At 68.7% G+C, this 15635-nt stretch carries 13 protein-coding genes; 6 read left to right on the top strand and 7 right to left on the bottom strand.

Annotated features, from left to right (window positions below; genetic code table 11):
• Positions 1-3: 3 nt before the first annotated feature.
• The 4 genes from BS329_RS24220 to BS329_RS24205 all read right to left on the bottom strand — a co-directional run bounded on the left by BS329_RS24220 (position 4) and on the right by BS329_RS24205 (position 5762).
• Positions 4-1464, bottom strand: coding sequence for a sugar ABC transporter permease (locus BS329_RS24220; RefSeq protein ID WP_084750159.1), 1461 nt, complete (start codon positions 1462-1464; stop codon positions 4-6).
• Positions 1465-1481: 17 nt separating this feature from the next.
• Positions 1482-2255, bottom strand: coding sequence for an ATP-binding cassette domain-containing protein (locus BS329_RS24215; protein WP_076163552.1), 774 nt, complete (start codon positions 2253-2255; stop codon positions 1482-1484).
• A gap of 88 nt (positions 2256-2343) precedes the next feature.
• Positions 2344-3477 carry a sugar ABC transporter substrate-binding protein gene (locus BS329_RS24210; protein WP_076163551.1) on the bottom strand — a complete coding sequence of 378 codons (1134 nt, stop codon included), beginning with the start codon at positions 3475-3477 and terminating at the stop codon, positions 2344-2346.
• 530 nt (positions 3478-4007) lie between these two features.
• Entirely contained in the window at positions 4008-5762 is a 1755-nt protein-coding gene (locus BS329_RS24205; RefSeq protein ID WP_076163550.1) for a DEAD/DEAH box helicase, read from the bottom strand.
• A gap of 262 nt (positions 5763-6024) precedes the next feature.
• Here BS329_RS24205 and BS329_RS24200 point away from each other — a divergent pair, with 262 nt between their 5' ends.
• Positions 6025-7149: a YihY/virulence factor BrkB family protein gene (locus BS329_RS24200; RefSeq protein WP_076163549.1), complete on the top strand. Its 1125-nt coding sequence runs from the start codon at positions 6025-6027 to the stop codon at positions 7147-7149.
• 132 nt (positions 7150-7281) lie between these two features.
• Positions 7282-10440 (top strand): efflux RND transporter permease subunit, encoded by a 3159-nt coding sequence (locus BS329_RS24195; protein WP_076163548.1) that lies wholly within the window; start codon positions 7282-7284, stop codon positions 10438-10440.
• Positions 10441-10686: 246 nt separating this feature from the next.
• Here the strand turns inward: BS329_RS24195 and BS329_RS24190 are convergent, their stop codons facing one another.
• The gene (locus BS329_RS24190) at positions 10687-11523 is read right to left on the bottom strand and encodes a hypothetical protein (RefSeq protein ID WP_076163547.1); all 837 of its coding nucleotides are present in this window, start codon (positions 11521-11523) and stop codon (positions 10687-10689) included.
• A 124-nt stretch (positions 11524-11647) separates the two neighbouring features.
• Positions 11648-11890: a DUF3039 domain-containing protein gene (locus BS329_RS24185; protein ID WP_076163546.1), complete on the bottom strand. Its 243-nt coding sequence runs from the start codon at positions 11888-11890 to the stop codon at positions 11648-11650.
• Positions 11891-11947: 57 nt separating this feature from the next.
• On the opposite strand from BS329_RS24185, the gene BS329_RS24180 reads away from it, so the two are divergent.
• Genes BS329_RS24180 through BS329_RS24165 form a run of 4 tightly spaced genes read left to right on the top strand, consistent with a single transcriptional unit; the run spans position 11948 to position 15203 of the window.
• The gene (locus BS329_RS24180) at positions 11948-12754 is read left to right on the top strand and encodes a sporulation protein (protein WP_076163545.1); all 807 of its coding nucleotides are present in this window, start codon (positions 11948-11950) and stop codon (positions 12752-12754) included.
• A complete protein-coding gene (locus BS329_RS24175) occupies positions 12754-13398 on the top strand; it encodes an HD domain-containing protein (RefSeq protein ID WP_076163544.1) in 645 nt (214 codons plus the stop codon). Before BS329_RS24180 ends, BS329_RS24175 begins: the two co-directional genes overlap by 1 nt.
• Before the next feature lie 9 nt (positions 13399-13407).
• Positions 13408-14325 (top strand): pseudouridine-5'-phosphate glycosidase, encoded by a 918-nt coding sequence (locus tag BS329_RS24170; protein ID WP_076163543.1) that lies wholly within the window; start codon positions 13408-13410, stop codon positions 14323-14325.
• Positions 14322-15203: a carbohydrate kinase family protein gene (locus tag BS329_RS24165; RefSeq protein ID WP_076163542.1), complete on the top strand. Its 882-nt coding sequence runs from the start codon at positions 14322-14324 to the stop codon at positions 15201-15203. The genes BS329_RS24170 and BS329_RS24165 overlap by 4 nt, the downstream gene beginning before the upstream one ends.
• A 74-nt stretch (positions 15204-15277) precedes the next feature.
• Here BS329_RS24165 and BS329_RS24160 read toward each other — a convergent pair whose 3' ends face one another.
• Complete coding sequence (locus BS329_RS24160) at positions 15278-15631, bottom strand: DUF3099 domain-containing protein (RefSeq protein ID WP_076163541.1); 354 nt, start codon at positions 15629-15631, stop codon at positions 15278-15280.
• Between the last annotated feature and the right edge of the window lie 4 nt (positions 15632-15635).

Below are 15635 nucleotides of genomic sequence, written 5' to 3'. Positions count from 1 at the left end.
GACTCAGCGTGGCGACGCAGCCGCGCGGCGCCGGGACAGCGCGTCCACCGTGGCCGCGAGAAGCAGCACCAAACCGGTGACGATGTTGACCACCGCCGCCGACTGCTTGAGCAGGCCCAGCGCGTTCTCCACGACCGCCAGCACGAGACCACCGATCACCGCGTCGACGACCCGGCCCTTGCCGCCGAACAGCGAAGTACCACCGATGACGGCGGCGCCGACCGCGAACAGCAGTGTGTTCAGGCCACCGGCCTGCGGGTCGACCGAACCGACCTTCGACGAGTAGACGATCGCGCCGATCGCCGCCACTGCCGAGCAGATGACGAACACCGAAGCGCGGATCTTCTCGACGTTGATACCGGCACGGCGGGCCGCTTCCCGGTTGCCACCGACGGCGTAGATGTGGCGGCCGTACTGCGTGCGGTTGAGCACGTAGGTGCCGAGCACCAGCAGCGCGAGCACGATCGGCACGACGTACGGGACACCGGAGATCACGATGTTCGGGTTGGGCGCGCGGTTGATCGTGAGCAGGTACGTCGCGATGGCCGCGACGACCGCGATCGCGCCGACCTTGAGCAGCACCATCGGCGTCGGCTGGGTCACCAGGCCCCGTTTGAGCCGCGAGAAGTGCTGCCCCAAGGACACCGCGGCGAACCCACCGGCGGCGATCACGAACAGGATCCAACTGCCCACTGTGGACAGATTGCCGTTGGCGACCTTGAACAGCACGTCCGAGGTGCTGATGCCGAGGGTGCCGCCCTCACCGATGAACTGGAGGATGACACCTTGCCAGGCAAGGAAAAGCGCCAGCGTCACGACGAACGAGGGCATGCCGATCTTCGAGACCAGGAAGCCGGTGAGGACACCGATCGCGCCACCGACGCTGATCGCGAGCACGATCTCGATCCACGGGTTGGCCGCCGCTCCGGACAGCACCAGCGCGATGGCGAGCACGGCGAAGCCGACACCGGCCCAGATCCGCAGGATCACGCCCAGCAGCGCGGCGATCGCGAGCACGACGAGGAAGGCGATGAACACGCCGTTCCCCATCCCGCCCAACAGGTTTCCGTCACGCACGTAGTGCATCGCGAGGACGGCGGCGGTGACCCCGGACGCGGTACCCGCGGACAGGTCGATCTCGCCGAGCAGCAGGACGAACACGATGCCCATCGCGATGATCGCCTTGCCGGCGCCCTGCGCCATCAGGTTCGCGATGTTGTTCATCGTCAGGAAGGTGTCCGACAGCGAGGCGAACACGATCACCAGGACGAACAGGCCGAGCAGCGCCGGGAGCGAACCCAGCTGCCCCGCCTTGAGCCGGGAGAAGTAGTCGCCGATCGCCTCGCCCGTTGACATCGATGTCGTGTCGATGCCGAAGTCCGTGATGGCCGCCGACGGGTTGAGCGCGGCGGCCGCCGGCTTGCCCCCCTCCGGCGAGGCGGGCTTTGCGGGAGTCTCAGTCATTTCCGGTTCTTTCTCACTCACAGTACGACGGCTTCGGGGCGGGCAAGGCCGAGGTCGCCGGAGCGGCCGGCGGTGATCAGTTCCACGACCTGGCCGTGGGTCACGTCCTTGGTGTGCACCTCGGCGACGAGACGGCCGAGGTAGAGCACCGCGATCCGGTCGGCGACCTCGAAGACGTCGGCCATGTTGTGGCTGATCAGCACCACCCCGAGGCCCTGTTCCGCGAGGCGGCGGACGAGGTCGAGCACCTGACGGGTCTGCGCGACACCGAGTGCGGCGGTCGGCTCGTCGAGCAGGACGACCTTCGAGTCCCACAGCACGGACTTGGCGATCGCGACGGTCTGCCGCTGCCCGCCCGAGAGGGCCGAAACCGGCGTGCGGACGGATTTCACGGTGCGGACCGAAAGCGAGGCGAGCGTCTCGCGGGCCGCCTTCTCCATGCTGGCCTCGTCGAGCAGCCATTTGCTGCCGCGTTCCCGGCCGAGGAACATGTTCTGCACGATGTCGAGGTTCTCCGCCAGCGCGAGGTCCTGGTAGACGACCTCGATGCCCAGATCCGCGGCGTCGCGCGGGCCGTGGATGTGCACCGGCTCGCCCTGGAACTTCACCGTGCCCGAGTCGTAGCCGTGGATCCCGGCGATCGACTTGACCAGCGTGGACTTACCCGCACCGTTGTCGCCGACCAGCGCGGTGACCTCACCGGCACGCACGTTGAAGTCCACGTCGTGGAGAACGTGGACCGGTCCGAAGCTCTTGTTCAGCTGCTTCAGTTCGAGGATGGGTTCACTCATGGGGGTTCTCGAATTCTCCCGGCTGGGAACCGGACCGGGGCGCGCTGTCTGGCGAGCACACCCCGGCCCGGTCGTCTGGATTAACGGGTCAGGAGATACCGAGCTGCGTGCACGCCGCGGCCAGGTCGCCGCCGCAGATCTCGGCCGCTTTGACGTAGCCCTGCGTCACGACCTCCTTGACACCGTCCTTGGTGGTCAGCTTCGGCTCGAGGAGCACGGACTTGACCTCGCGGTTGCCCTTCGGGTCCTTCGCCTTGCCGGTGGCCAGCGCGTCGGCGCCCGCCTTGTCACCCTTGGCCAGCAGGACGGCGAGCTTCGCCGCGGCCTCGGCCTCTTCCTTGATCGGCTTGAAGACGGTCATGTACTGGTCGCCGCGCAGGATGGCCATGAGGCCGTCCGCGGTGGCGTCCTGGCCGGTGACCGGGACCTTGCCGTTGAGGCCGTTCTTCTTCAGCACGGTAATGACCGCGCCCGCGAGACCGTCGTTCGCGGCGACGACGCCGTCGACCTTGCCCTTGTTGTCGGTCAGGATCTGCTCGAAGGTCTGGCCACCCTTCTGGTTGTCCCAGTTGTCGATGGCCTGTTCGCGGACGAGCTTGAGGTCGTTGCTGGCGAATTTCGGCTGCAGGACGGACTTCTGACCGTTGGCGAACAACGTCGCGTTGTTGTCGGTCGGGGCACCCTCGATCATGACGACCTCGGCGCCCTTCTTGTCCTTCAGCGCGTCGGCGAGGCCCTGGCCCTGGAGCTGGCCGACCTTCTCGTTGTCGAACGAGACGTAGTAGTCGGAGCTGCCGCCGAGGTTCAGGCGGTCGTAGTCGATCGTCGGGATACCCGCGGCCTGTGCCTTCTTGGCGACCGCCGAGCCGACCTCGCCGTTGATGGCGGCGATGATCAGGACCTTGACGTTCTGCGCGATCATGCCGTCGGCGAGCGTGGTGAACTTCTGGACGTCGCCCTGGGCGTTCTGGACGTCGGCGTCGAAGCCCGCGTCCTTGAGCGCCTTGGTCAGGAACGGCTTGTCGAAGGACTCCCAGCGCGCGGAGGTCGCGGTCTCCGGCAGGATGACGCCGACCTTGCCACCGGCGGCGGCACCGCCGGGGGCGGGGGCGGACTGCGAGGAGTTGCCGCTGCCCGAGTCGGCGGAGTTGGCGCCACAGGCGGAGAGCACCAGGCCGGCGCCCACCGTCGCGGCGAGGAGGGTAAGGGTTCTGCTGCGCATCCTCGAACCTTTCCGAATCTTGCTCGCGGGCGGCGATCCAGGCGGACCGATCGCACCATCGCGCATATGTTGTGGGCGACAACATATGCCGCCGAAAGGGTTTCGCGGAAGACGGCTGGATCGATTAAGCCTCATCAAATGGACACGGTTTGGCAACGTGGCCGTAGCAAGGCGTACGCAGTCTAGGTCCGCTGACAGTGTGACCGCCACCACTCACGCGGTGTGACGGCAGCAGCGGCAGTGGCGCGCTGACCGGGGCGTTCGCTGACCGAACCGGCGGTGTCGCGTGCTTAGGTGGACGACACGCGTGCTTGGGTGGACGACACGCGTGATCCAACGGACGACGCGCGTGACTGAGTGGACGACACGCCTGCCGTCCGTCCGATCACGTGTGTCGTCCGTCCAAACACGTGCATCGTCCATCCGAGCACGTGTGTCGTCCGAGCAGGCAGTCAGTGCCTCAGATACTCACGACGCCGCTCCCCGTGCCCAATGCCATGAAAGGACCTTTCATAGCGCTTACGAGGGCGCTACCAGGTGCGGAGGGTGACGATCCGCTCTTCGAGCTGTTCGACCGTCGCCATCGCGGTCGGCGGTCCGCCGCAGATCCGGCGCAGTTCGTTGTGGATCGCGCCGTGCGGCTTCCTCGTCCGGTGGTGGTGCACGCCCACCAGGGCGTTCAGCTCCTTGCGCAGCGCGCCGAGCCGTTCGCTCACCGACTGCGGCCGCACGACCGGCGCCTCCTGCTCGGCCTTGGGCTTGCGCCGCTTCTCGTCCGAAAGCTGCTCTTCCTGCCGCTTCCGCAGCAGGGCGCGGACCTGGTCCGGTTCCAGCAGCCCCGGCAGGCCGAGGTACTCCTGCTCCTCGTCGGAACCGGAGAACACCGCGGTGCCGAAGGAGTTGCCGTCGTAGATGACCTGGTCGAGCTCGGCGGAGGCACCCAGCGAGGTGAACGCCTTCTCCTCCTCGCCCGGCTCGTCCTCGGTGCGGTTGGCCTGGGCGAGGAGTTCGTCCTCCCAGCCCTCCTTCTCGCGGTGCGGCTTGCCGAGGACGTGGTCGCGCTGGGCCTCCAGCTCACTGGCCAGTTCCAGCAGCACCGGCACGCTCGGCAGGAACACCGAAGCCGTCTCGCCGGGTTTGCGCGATCGCACGTACCGGCCGATGGCCTGCGCGAAGAACAGCGGGGTCGACGCGCTCGTGGCGTAGACGCCGACCGCGAGCCGCGGGACGTCGACGCCTTCGGACACCATCCGGACCGCGACCAGCCAGCGATCGGTCGAGTCGGAGAACTCCTTGATCCGCCCGGACGCCTTGGGGTCGTCGGAGAGGACGACCGTCGGGGTCTGGCCGGAGAGGCGCTCCAAAATCTTGGCGTAGGCACGCGCGGAATCCTGGTCGGTGGCGATCACCAGGCCACCGGCGTCCGGGATGCCGTTGGCGCGCAACTGCGCGAGGCGGGTGTCCGCGGCCTGGAGCACCGACGGGATCCATTCACCGGCGGGATCGAGCGCGGTGCGCCAGGCCCGCGCGTTCTGCTCCGCGGTCAGCGGCTCGCCGAGCCGTGCGGTGAACTCCTCCCCCGCGCTCGTGCGCCAGGAGGCCTCACCGGAGTAGGCGAGGAAGACGACCGGCCGGACGACGCCGTCGGCGAGCGCGTCGGCGTAACCGTAGGAGTGGTCGGATTTGCTGCGCTGGAAGCCCGAACCGTCGGGTTCGTAGGTGACGAACGGGATCTGCGAGTCGTCACTGCGGAACGGTGTCCCGGTCAGCGCGAGACGGCGGACGGCGGGCGTGAACGCCTCGCGGATCGCGTCGCCCCAGGACTTCGCGTCACCGCCGTGGTGGATCTCGTCGAGGATGACCAGCGTCTTGCGGTTCTCGGTGCGCACACGGTGCAGCGTCGGATGCGCCGCGACCTGCGCGTAGGTCACCGCGACACCTTGGTAGTCGCGCGAGGTGGCACCGGCGCCGTTGCGGAAGTTCGAGTCGATCGCGATCCCCGCGGCCGCCGCGGAAGCGGCCCACTGGTGCTTCAGGTGTTCCGTCGGCGCGACGATGGTGATCTTCTCGATGGTCCGGTCGCTCAGCAGCTCGGCGGCGATCCGGAGCCCGAACACCGTCTTGCCCGCGCCCGGCGTCGCGACGGCCAGGAAGTCCTGCGGTTTCTTCGTCAGGTACTTCGTCAGCGCGCGGCGCTGCCAGGCACGCAGCGGGCGGGCGGTGCTGTCCTTCGCCGCGGGAGGCGCGCCCAGCTCGCCTCGATCACGTTCAACCGTTTCCGCCATGCGGTTCCCCTCCTCCCTCACCGAAACCCCTGGTCAATCGCCTTGCCACAAGCGAAAACCCCCACTTTGGTATCCGGCCGCGACGCCGGCGCCTGAGGTGAGGGCACTCCAGTGAGCCTACCCGCCGCCTCCGTGGAACGCCGGAAGCGCCACCCCCGTTGTCGGTTTACTCACCTGAAAACCCAGGGGCGGCGAGCCGAATGCCCGGACATGGACCATGCTGGACCCCGTCAAGGGCGCTCGGCGCTGGCGGAGGAGCTGCATGAGCGAGGAGAACGGCCGGAACGAGCCGGCCGCCGAGGTCGCGAAGGTCCGCAGGGGCCCGTTGCGCCTGCTCAGCCGCACGCTCAACAAGGCGTGGGAAGGCAACATCTTCTCCGAGGCCGCCGAAGCCGCGTTCTGGCAGACACTGTCGCTGCCGCCGCTGCTGCTCGGTCTCCTCGGTTGCCTCGGCTTCGTCGGCGACTGGTTCGGCCAGGAGGTCGTGACCGCGGTCCACGACCGGATCATCACCTTCAGCAAGACGATCTTCAGTGACAACGCCGTGCACGACATCATCGAGCCGACGGTCAACAGCATCCTGTTCGTCGGCAAGGGCGAGATCGTCTCCGTCGGCTTCCTGATCTCACTGTGGGCGGGTTCGTCGGCGATGTCGTCGTTCGTCGACGCGATCACCGTGGCGCACGACCAGTACGGCGTCCGCAACGACGTCTGGCAGCGGATCTTCGCGCTGCTGCTCTACTTGGCCGGGCTGGTCATCCTGGTGGTCGGGCTGCCGCTGCTGGCGATCGGGCCGGACCTGCTCCCCCAGTTCTTCCCCACGGACTGGCGCGGCACGGTGTCGTTCTGGGTCGGCGCGCTGTACTACCCGGTGCTGGCCGTGATGATCGTGCTGGCGCTGACGACGCTGTACAAGCTGTCCCTGCCGCGCAGGCTGCCGTGGCACCGCGGGCTGCCGGGCGCGATGCTCGCCATGGCCGTGTTCCTGCTCTCCAGCATCGGGCTGCGGATCTACCTGAACTGGATCACCAAGACCGGCTACACCTACGGCGCGCTCGCCGCGCCGATCGCGTTCCTGCTGCTGATGTTCTTCATCGGCCTCGCGGTGGTCGGCGGCGCCTACTTCAACAGCGCGATCCAGGAACTGTGGCCCGCCAAGGCGACCAAACGCCAGCGCCGGAAATGGCGGCGGCTGGAGATGGAACGGGCCAGCGAGCGGATCCGCGCCGAGGAGGGCCGCAAACGGTGGGAACGGACGACCGTCCCGCTGCGGCGTCCCCGTCCGGACGGCGAAACGGCCGACAGTGAGCCCGAACACGATTCGGAACAGCCAGTGAACGACGAACCGCACAGCGGCGCCGATCAGGTGACAGAACGGCGAAGTTGACACCGGATGGCGGACAACCTCATCCCGAAGTCGTAGCCCGATTCCACCCGTAGTGTGAATCCAGTCCACCCCCCGCCATGAAAGGCTCGCGGTAATCCACACGTTCCCGAGCACTACCTGGGGGATCCCGCCATGTCCACGCTGGCCAGACTGAGCCTGCGCAACCGAAGTCTCATCGGGCTGCTCGCCCTGGTGGTCATCGGCTTCGGCGCCTTCGCGCTGCCTCAGCTCAAGCAGCAGCTGTTCCCCTCACTGCAATTCCCGCAGGCGCAGATCATCACGCCGTACACGGGCGCGTCGCCGGACGCGGTCGATCGCCAGGTCACCGAGCCGCTCGAGGGCGGTTTGCAGGGCCTGAAGGGCCTCGAAGAGCTGAACTCGACGTCGTCCGAAGGCTTGTCGCAGATCACCGCGCGGTTCGAATTCGGCACGGACATCGACGCCGCCGTCGGGCAGATCCAGCGCGTGGTGGACGGGGTCAAGGCGCGGCTGCCGCAGAACACCGAACCGTCGGTGTCCGCGGGATCCACCGACGACCTCCCGGTCGTGCTGCTCGCCGCCGGGACCACCGGCGACCCGCAGGCGCTCGCGCCCGCGCTGACCGGGGAGGTCGCGCCGGAACTGCGCAAGATCGACGGCGTCCGCGAGGTCACGGTGACCGGTGCGCGGCAGCCGCGGGTCACGATCGCGCTGGACTACGCGAAGCTGGCCGCGGCGGGTGTCGACCCGTCGTCGATCGCCACCACCTTGCAGACCGCCGGTGCCGCCGTCCCGGCCGGGACGATCACCGAAGGGGACAAGACGCTCACCGTCCAGGTCGGCGGCGGACCGATCACAGTGGACACGTTCAAGGATCTCCACCTGACGCCGTCGGCCTCGCCGTCGTCGCGTCCCGGTGCGCAGGCGCCCAAGCCGGTGAAGCTCGGTGAAGTCGCGGACGTCCAGGCCGGCTTCGCGCCGCCGACGTCGATCACGCGCACCAACGGCAAGCCGAGCCTCGGGCTCTCGATCACCATGGTGGAGAACGGGAACGCGGTCGCGATCTCGGAATCGGTGCGGGACAAGCTGCCCGGGCTGTCGAAGAAGATCGGCGCCGAGATGAGCGTCGTGTTCGACCAGGGCACCCCGGTCAAGGACGCGATCAGCGGGCTGACCACCGAAGGGCTGCTGGGGCTGGCTTTCGCGGTCCTCGTGATCCTGTTGTTCCTGATGTCGCTGCGGTCCACGCTCGTGACGGCGGTGTCGATCCCGCTTTCGGTCGTCGTGGCGCTCTTGGCGTTGTGGACCGGTGATCTGTCGCTGAACCTGCTCACCCTCGGCGCGCTCACCATCGCGATCGGCCGGGTGGTCGACGACTCGATCGTGGTGCTGGAGAACATCAAACGACATCTGGCGTACGGCGAGGAAAAGGAACGCGCGGTCCTCGACGGCGTGCGCGAGGTGGCGGGGGCGGTGACCTCGTCCACGCTGACCACCGTCGCGGTGTTCCTGCCGATCGCCTTCGTCGGCGGATTCGTCGGTGAACTGTTCTCCCCGTTCGCGATCACGGTCACCGTGGCGCTGCTGGCGTCGCTGCTGGTCTCACTGACGATCGTGCCGGTGCTCGCGTACTGGTTCCTCAAGCCGCCCAAGACACCGGCGAACGACCACGAGGCCGAACTCACGCGGCAGGCCGCGGAAGACAAGGAACGCCGCGGGCTGCTCCAGCGCGGGTACGTGCCGGTGATCCGGTTCGCCACCCAGCGCCGCGTCGCCGTGGTCCTGCTGGCGCTGATCATCTTCGGCGGCACGGTCGGGCTCGCGTCGCAGCTGAACACGAACTTCCTCGACCAGTCCGGCTCGACGACGCTGAGCCTTTCGCAGAAACTGCCGCCCGGCACGAGTTCCGAAGCCAAGGAGAAGGCCGCCGGCGCGGTGGAGCGGGCACTCGCCGCCGAACCCGACGTCGAGACCTACCAGGTGAGCATCGGCGGAAGCAACTTCTTCGGCGGTGGCGGGACGGCGACCAACATCCAGGCCACCGTCGCCAAGGACACCGACCTCGACGCGCTCTCGGATCGCTTGCGGGGCAAGCTGAGCGGGCCGGGACTCGGCGAAGTCAAGATCGGCGCCGAAGCCGGTGGCTTCAACTCCGACGGGGTCTCGATCACCGTCACCGCTCCCGACGAGGCCTCGCTGAAGCCCGCCGCCGAGCAGGTCCGCCAGGCCCTGTCCGGGGTGCCGGACCTGACCGAGGTGACCAGTGACCTCGCGCAGGGCTCGCCGCGTGTGCAGGTCGAGGTCGACGCCGCCAAGGCCGCCGCGAGCGGGCTTTCGGCGACGACGATCGGCCAGATCGCGAACCAGGCCATCGCCGGCCGCACGGTGACCCAGCTACCGGTGGACGGGCAGCGCACCGACATCGTGCTGCGCGCGGGCTCGGCCCCGGTGTCGGTGGACGCGATCAAGGCGCTGCCGATCCCGGGCGCCACCGGCGTCGTCCGGCTGGACACCGTCGCGAACGTGTCCACTGTGGACGGACCGGCCGCGGTGCACCGCACCTCGGGCGAGCTGAGCACCACGGTCACCGCCAAGAACACCGGCGCGGACCTCGCCGCGACCACCAAGGCCATTCAGTCCGAATTGGACGGTCTGACGTTCAGCGGTGGCGCGGCGTACAAGCTCGGCGGGGTCAGCGAGGACCAGCAGGAGGCGTTCGGGAACCTGTTCCTCGCGCTGCTGGCCGCGGTCGCGATCGTGTACCTGATCATGGTGGCGACGTTCCGCAGCCTGCTCCAGCCGCTGATCCTGCTGGTGTCGATCCCGTTCGCGGCGACCGGTGCGATCGGGCTGCTGCTGGCCACCGGGACCGCGCTCGGCCTGCCCGCGCTGATCGGCATGCTGATGCTCGTCGGCATCGTGGTGACCAACGCGATCGTGCTGATCGACCTGATCAACCAGTACCGGGCTTCGGGGATGAGCGTCGCCGACGCGGTGGTCGAAGGCGGCAGGCGGCGGCTGCGGCCGATCCTGATGACCGCGGCGGCGACCATCTTCGCGCTGATCCCGATGGCGCTCGGCCTCACCGGCCAGGGCGGGTTCATCGGGCAGCCGCTGGCGATCGTGGTGATCGGCGGGTTGGTCAGCTCGACTCTGCTGACGCTGATCCTGGTGCCGACGCTGTACACGATGGTCGAGACCAGGAAAGAGAAGCGCCGCGCGAAGAAGGACGCTCGGCGGTCACGTTCCTCACAGGCCCCGGCCTCCGAAACGCTGACGCCGGAGCGACTTCGTAGACCCGGGGGTGGGTGAGCGGCACGCCGGGCCCTGTCGGGCGCCGGCGTGCCTTTCGCATTCAGCCGACCAAATGCGCGGGAACCGGCCTCAAGTATGTGAAGGCCCCCTTCATTGCGTCCGCGGGGGGCTCGGGAAGTCACATCTGCATCTGGAGTCGCAGGGGGCTCACCAGCGACAGTCCGCTGTGGACTCTCGCTCCACACGTCGCGAAAGCCACTTTCGGGACATCTGACGTCCCGAAAGTGGCTTTCGCGACATCGCTCACGCCTTCCGGAACCGCCAGGTCTTGCTGTCGAAGGCCACGCACCACGAAGGCGACAGGACCACGACCCGCAGGGTCCCGTCGGCGGCGACGTCGACGCCTTCGGTTTCGAAGTTCCCGCTACAGGTGCTCTTCAGGGGCAGCTGCCCGAGCGACGTCACCCGGCCGGTGACGTCCGAACCGGAAAGCGCACCGGAGAGATCCACCTGGAGCAGCGGTTTGGTCGTCCCGAACAGCGAGCCCTCGGGGTCGTCGGAGGAGCACAGCAGCCGCGTCGCGGTGACGAAGTCGCAGCCCTGGATGTCCCGCACCGGCCGGTCGAGCCGGATCGCGGACGAATACGGCAGGTTCGCCGACGGGTTCGTATGCGCGACGCCAGGCATCGGGTGCACGAGCAGCCGGTCCATCGTGCCCCACTCGCCGGCCACCATCCAGCGCGCGTCGGGGGTCACGGCGGCGAACGAGTTGTTGTTCGCTTCCCACGATTCCAGCGTATGCGTGTAGTTCGCCCAGGTCCCGTTCGGCGACTCGACGCGGAAGAGCTTCGCGCCCCTGTCGTCGCGCTGGTACGGCTCGACGTACCAGCCTTGCGCCGAACCCGGGTCGCCGACATGACCCCAGCCCTTCGAGGACAGGTCGACCGGAACGGTCGTGATCCCGGTGTAGCGGTAGACGGTCCCGGACGGCCGTTCGATGGTGGCCAGACCCTGGCCCTCGTCGAGCGGGCGGGCGTTGTCCGAACCGACCGTGGTCCAGCCTGTCACGGCCTGGGCGGCGGCTGGTGAGAACACCGCGACCAACGCGGCGATGGCGAGCACGATCCCGGTTCTACGCATGAAGGCTCCGTCCCGGCGGGGTTTTCGCTGGCGGGTACTGATTACCAGCGATCACCGGGACGGACAGCCACCATGTGAAGGATTTTCAGATCTTGTCCGGTTTCGGACACCGGACGGCCAGGTGTCAGTCGCCCGGCTTGAGACCTTCGTAGATCTTCTTGCAGTCCGGGCAAACCGGCGAACCGGGCTTCGCCGACTTCGTCACCGGGAAGACCTCGCCGCACAGCGCCACCACGTGCGTGCCCATGACCGCGCTTTCGGCGATCTTGTTCTTGCGCACGTAGTGGAACATCTTCGGCGCGTCGTCGTCGGTGCCGTCGGTGCCCTCGGGACGGGTATCCGGCTTCGGAAGGGTCTGTGTACTCACCCCTCCATAATGCCCCAAAACTCCTGCGCACACCGGGGACCTGGCAGGATCTCGGCCATGTTCCAGAAGGTGCTCGCGACATTCGGTTCGGGCGGAGCCAAGATCGACGCCCGGCTGCTCGACCGTTCGGTCTCCCCCGGCCGCCCTCTGCGGGGCGAGGTCCTGCTGCTCGGCGGCGAAGTCGATCAAGAGATCAACGGTCTCTCGGTGAAGCTGCTCGCCCGCGTCCAGGCGCCGGACGAGCACAGCCCCAAGTTCGAGGACCTCGAATTCGGCACCCAGCAGCTGGCCGGCCGCGAACGCGTCACGCCCGGCCGGCAGATCCGCATCCCGTTCGAGGTCGCCCTGCCATGGGAGACGCCGATCTCCAGTGTCTTCGGCAACCCACTGCACGGCATGGCCGTCGGCCTGCAGACCAGCCTCGACATCGCGAACTCCGTCACCGACCCGGCCGACGTCGACGCCGCCGCGATCGAGCCGCTGCCCGCGCAGAAACGGATACTGGACGCCTTCAGCCGGATCGGCTTCGTCTTCCGCGAGGCCGTGCTCGAACGCGGCCGGATCAACGGCGCGACCCAGCAGCTCCCGTTCTTCCAGGAGATCCGCTTCACCCCCTCGCCGCGGTTCGCGAACGTCTTCACCTCGGTGGCGGTCACCTTCCTGTCCTCGGCGGCGGAGACGCAGGTCGTGCTGGAGGTGACCAAACGGGTCCGGGTGTCCAAGAGCGGCGGGTTCGGCGGGCGCGGGCAGGAGTTCCTCGGCCTGTTCAAGGTCGACCACGGGGCGCTGGACCGGGTCAAGTGGGAGCCACAGCTCGAGGGATGGCTGCACGAGGTGGCCAAGTCGCGCGGAATCTTCGACTGATGGACTGGCTGCCCGCGATCACGCGGCTCGGCGGCGATCACCAGGTCGCCGCGGTCGCGTGGAACGACCTCGAGACCCGCTACGCCGAGCCGCACCGCCACTATCACGATCTCCGGCACGTCACCGCCGTCGCCCACGACAGCGGCGACCTCGCCGTCGCGCTCGGCCTGAGTGCCCGGCACCGGGCGATCGTCGCCGTCGCCGCCTGGGCGCACGACGTCGTCTACGACGCCCGTCCCGGCGACGACGAACGGGCCAGCGCGGCTTGGACCCGCGACGAGCTCACCAACGCCGGGGTCCCCGACGCCGACATCACCCGCGCGGAGGAACTCGTCCTCGCCACGATCGAGCACTCCGCGCCGGGGGAAGACCTCCTCGCCACCGCAGTGCTCGACACCGACCTCGCGATTCTCGGCGCCAAACCCGAGGTGTACGAGGACTACGCGGCCGGTGTCCGGGCGGAGTACTCGATCTACTCCGACGAAGACTGGCGTGCGGGGCGGGTGGCCGTGCTGGAGAACCTGCTGGCCCGGCCGCGGTTGTACCGCAGCGACATCGCTCGGGCACGCTGGGAGGGCAAGGCGCGGGAGAACCTCGCGAACGAACTGACCCGATGGCGTGACGCGGACCCACATCACCGATGATGTTCGTTCGTGACTCCGCAACTGTCCCTTCACGAAGAGGTCGCCTCCGCCCTCGCCGCCGGTGATCCCGTCGTCGCGCTGGAGAGCACCATCCTCTCCCACGGTCTCCCGCCCGGCCGCAACCTCGACGTCGCCCGGCGGCTGGAAAAGGCCGTCCGGGTCGGCGGCGCCGTCCCCGCGACGATCGCCGTGCTCGACGGCGTCCCCTTGGTCGGGCTCACCGGCGAGCAGCTGGAGCGCGTCTGCGCGCCCGGCGCCGACCTGGACAAGCTCTCCCTGCGCGACCTCGGCCCGGCCGTCGGCCTCGGCCGGTCCGGGGCGACGACGGTCGCGAGCACCGCGGCGCTCGCCGCCGCGGCCGGGATCGGCATGTTCGCCACCGGTGGCCTCGGCGGCGTGCACCAGGGCGCGGCACGGAGCTGGGACGTCTCGGCGGATCTGGGCGTGCTCGCGAAGGTACCGACCACGGTCGTCTGCTCCGGTGTGAAATCGGTGCTCGACATCGCGGCGACCCTCGAGGTGCTGGAGACCAACTCGGTGCCCGTGCTGGGCTACCGCACCAGCGAGTTCCCCGCGTTCTACCTCCGCTCGTCCGGATTCGAGGTGCCGTGGCGGGTCGACGACGCCGCGCGGGCCGCCGCGGTCATCGCCGCGCATCGCGCGCACGCCGATTCCGGGGTACTGCTGGCGAACCCGATTCCGGAAGCGTCCGAAATGGACAGAGAGCTGCACGACCGCTTGCTGGCCGAGGGGCTCGAACTCCTGCGGTCGCGAGGAGTGCACGGCAAGGACGTGACACCGGTGCTGCTGGAGCACTTCCACACCGCCAGCGGCGGCGTGAGCCTCGACGCGAACGAGGCACTGGTGCTGTCCAACGCGGAACTGGCCACCGAGGTCGCCGTCGCGCTCGCCGGGAACGCGGCATGAGCGGGAGCAGCGGCATCGTCGTCGTCGGCGACGTCGGCCTCGACGTGGTCGCGCGGCACGAGGGCCCCATCCCGCACGGCGGCGACATCCGCGCGAAGGTCCACTTCACCAGCGGCGGCGCGGGGGCGAACACCGCGCTCTGGCTGCGCGCCGAGGACGCGGAGACCACGCTGATCGCCCGGATCGGCGACGATTCCGGCGGCCGCATGGTGAAGAGCGAGCTGGAAGCGGCGGGCGTCCGCTGCGAATTCGCGGTGGACCCCGACGAACCGACGTTCTGCGTCGTGGTGCTCGTCGACGGCGCCGGTGAGCGGAGCATGCTCGCCGACCGCGGCGCGAACTCCCGGTTCAGTCCCTCCGACATCACCGAGGAGGCGCTGACCGGAGCAAGTCACCTGCACCTGTCGGGCTACGTCTTGCTGCAGCCGTCGTCGCGGCCCGCGGCGCTCGCCGCGCTAGCGGCGGCGAAGAAGGCCGGGCTGACGACGTCGGTCGATCCGCAGGCGGCGACGCTGATCACCGACCCGGCGGCCTTCCTCGACGACGTGCGCGGCGTCGACCTGCTGATGCCGAACACGAGCGAACTCGTCGCGCTGACCGGGTCGAGTGATCCGGAGGCGGCGACGGAACTGCTGGACTACGTGGGCGAGGTCGTGGTCACCGCGGGGCTCGGCGGCGCCAGCTGGATCGACGCGGGCGGCACCATCACCTCGGTGCCGTCGCAACCCGTCGACTGCATCGACTCCACCGGCGCCGGGGACGCCTTCGACGCCGGTGTGCTCGCGGCGTGGCTGCGCGGCGAGTCCACCGTCGAGGTTCTTCGGGCCGGTACCCGGCTGGGTGCCCGCGCGGTCGCGAAGGTCGGGCCTCAGCCGTAGCGCAGGTGTTATGAACGGACCGTTCATAACGGATTTTGTTATAAACGGTCCGTTCATAACACACGCGAAGCGCGTCAGCCGCCGTCGATGACTCGATGGTTGCCGCCCTCGATACGGGTCGGTTCGGCCTGGAAACGGTTGACCGTCTCGCTCTTGCGCGGCGGCCGGTCGTTGGCCACCAGGACGGCGATCCAGGGCAGCGGGATCGAGATCGCGATCAGCGCCAGCGCGAGCCACCAGGTCTCGTAGAAGATCCCGGCGAGGATGAGACACGGGATGCGGAACGACATCATGATGATGTACTTCCGCTTCCGCTTGGCGAGTTGCTCTTCGTAGGACGGGGCGGCTTCGGTGATCAGCACCGGAGCGGGTTCCCTCGGTTCGGGACCGTGGGCGGGCGCGTTCACAGCACCACCTCCGGCTTCCATGCTC

This window comes from Amycolatopsis coloradensis (assembly GCF_001953865.1).
GTDB classification, from domain to species: Bacteria; Actinomycetota; Actinomycetes; order Mycobacteriales; family Pseudonocardiaceae; genus Amycolatopsis; species Amycolatopsis coloradensis.
The sequence above is the reverse complement of the archived record's forward strand: the minus strand, read 5'-3'. Positions and strand labels throughout refer to the sequence as shown.

Excerpts from the sequence above, each read along its gene's own strand:
- BS329_RS24165 (WP_076163542.1), top strand. The coding sequence starts at position 14,322 with ATGAGCGGGAGCAGCGGCATCGTCGTCGTCGGCGACGTCGGCCTCGAC.
- BS329_RS24180 (WP_076163545.1), top strand. The coding sequence starts at position 11,948 with ATGTTCCAGAAGGTGCTCGCGACATTCGGTTCGGGCGGAGCCAAGATC.
- BS329_RS24175 (WP_076163544.1), top strand. The coding sequence starts at position 12,754 with ATGGACTGGCTGCCCGCGATCACGCGGCTCGGCGGCGATCACCAGGTC.
- BS329_RS24220 (WP_084750159.1), bottom strand. The coding sequence starts at position 1,464 with ATGACTGAGACTCCCGCAAAGCCCGCCTCGCCGGAGGGGGGCAAGCCG.
- BS329_RS24205 (WP_076163550.1), bottom strand. The coding sequence starts at position 5,762 with ATGGCGGAAACGGTTGAACGTGATCGAGGCGAGCTGGGCGCGCCTCCC.
- BS329_RS24160 (WP_076163541.1), bottom strand. The coding sequence starts at position 15,631 with ATGGAAGCCGGAGGTGGTGCTGTGAACGCGCCCGCCCACGGTCCCGAA.
- BS329_RS24195 (WP_076163548.1), top strand. The coding sequence starts at position 7,282 with ATGTCCACGCTGGCCAGACTGAGCCTGCGCAACCGAAGTCTCATCGGG.
- BS329_RS24190 (WP_076163547.1), bottom strand. The coding sequence starts at position 11,523 with ATGCGTAGAACCGGGATCGTGCTCGCCATCGCCGCGTTGGTCGCGGTG.
- BS329_RS24200 (WP_076163549.1), top strand. The coding sequence starts at position 6,025 with ATGAGCGAGGAGAACGGCCGGAACGAGCCGGCCGCCGAGGTCGCGAAG.
- BS329_RS24215 (WP_076163552.1), bottom strand. The coding sequence starts at position 2,255 with ATGAGTGAACCCATCCTCGAACTGAAGCAGCTGAACAAGAGCTTCGGA.
- BS329_RS24210 (WP_076163551.1), bottom strand. The coding sequence starts at position 3,477 with ATGCGCAGCAGAACCCTTACCCTCCTCGCCGCGACGGTGGGCGCCGGC.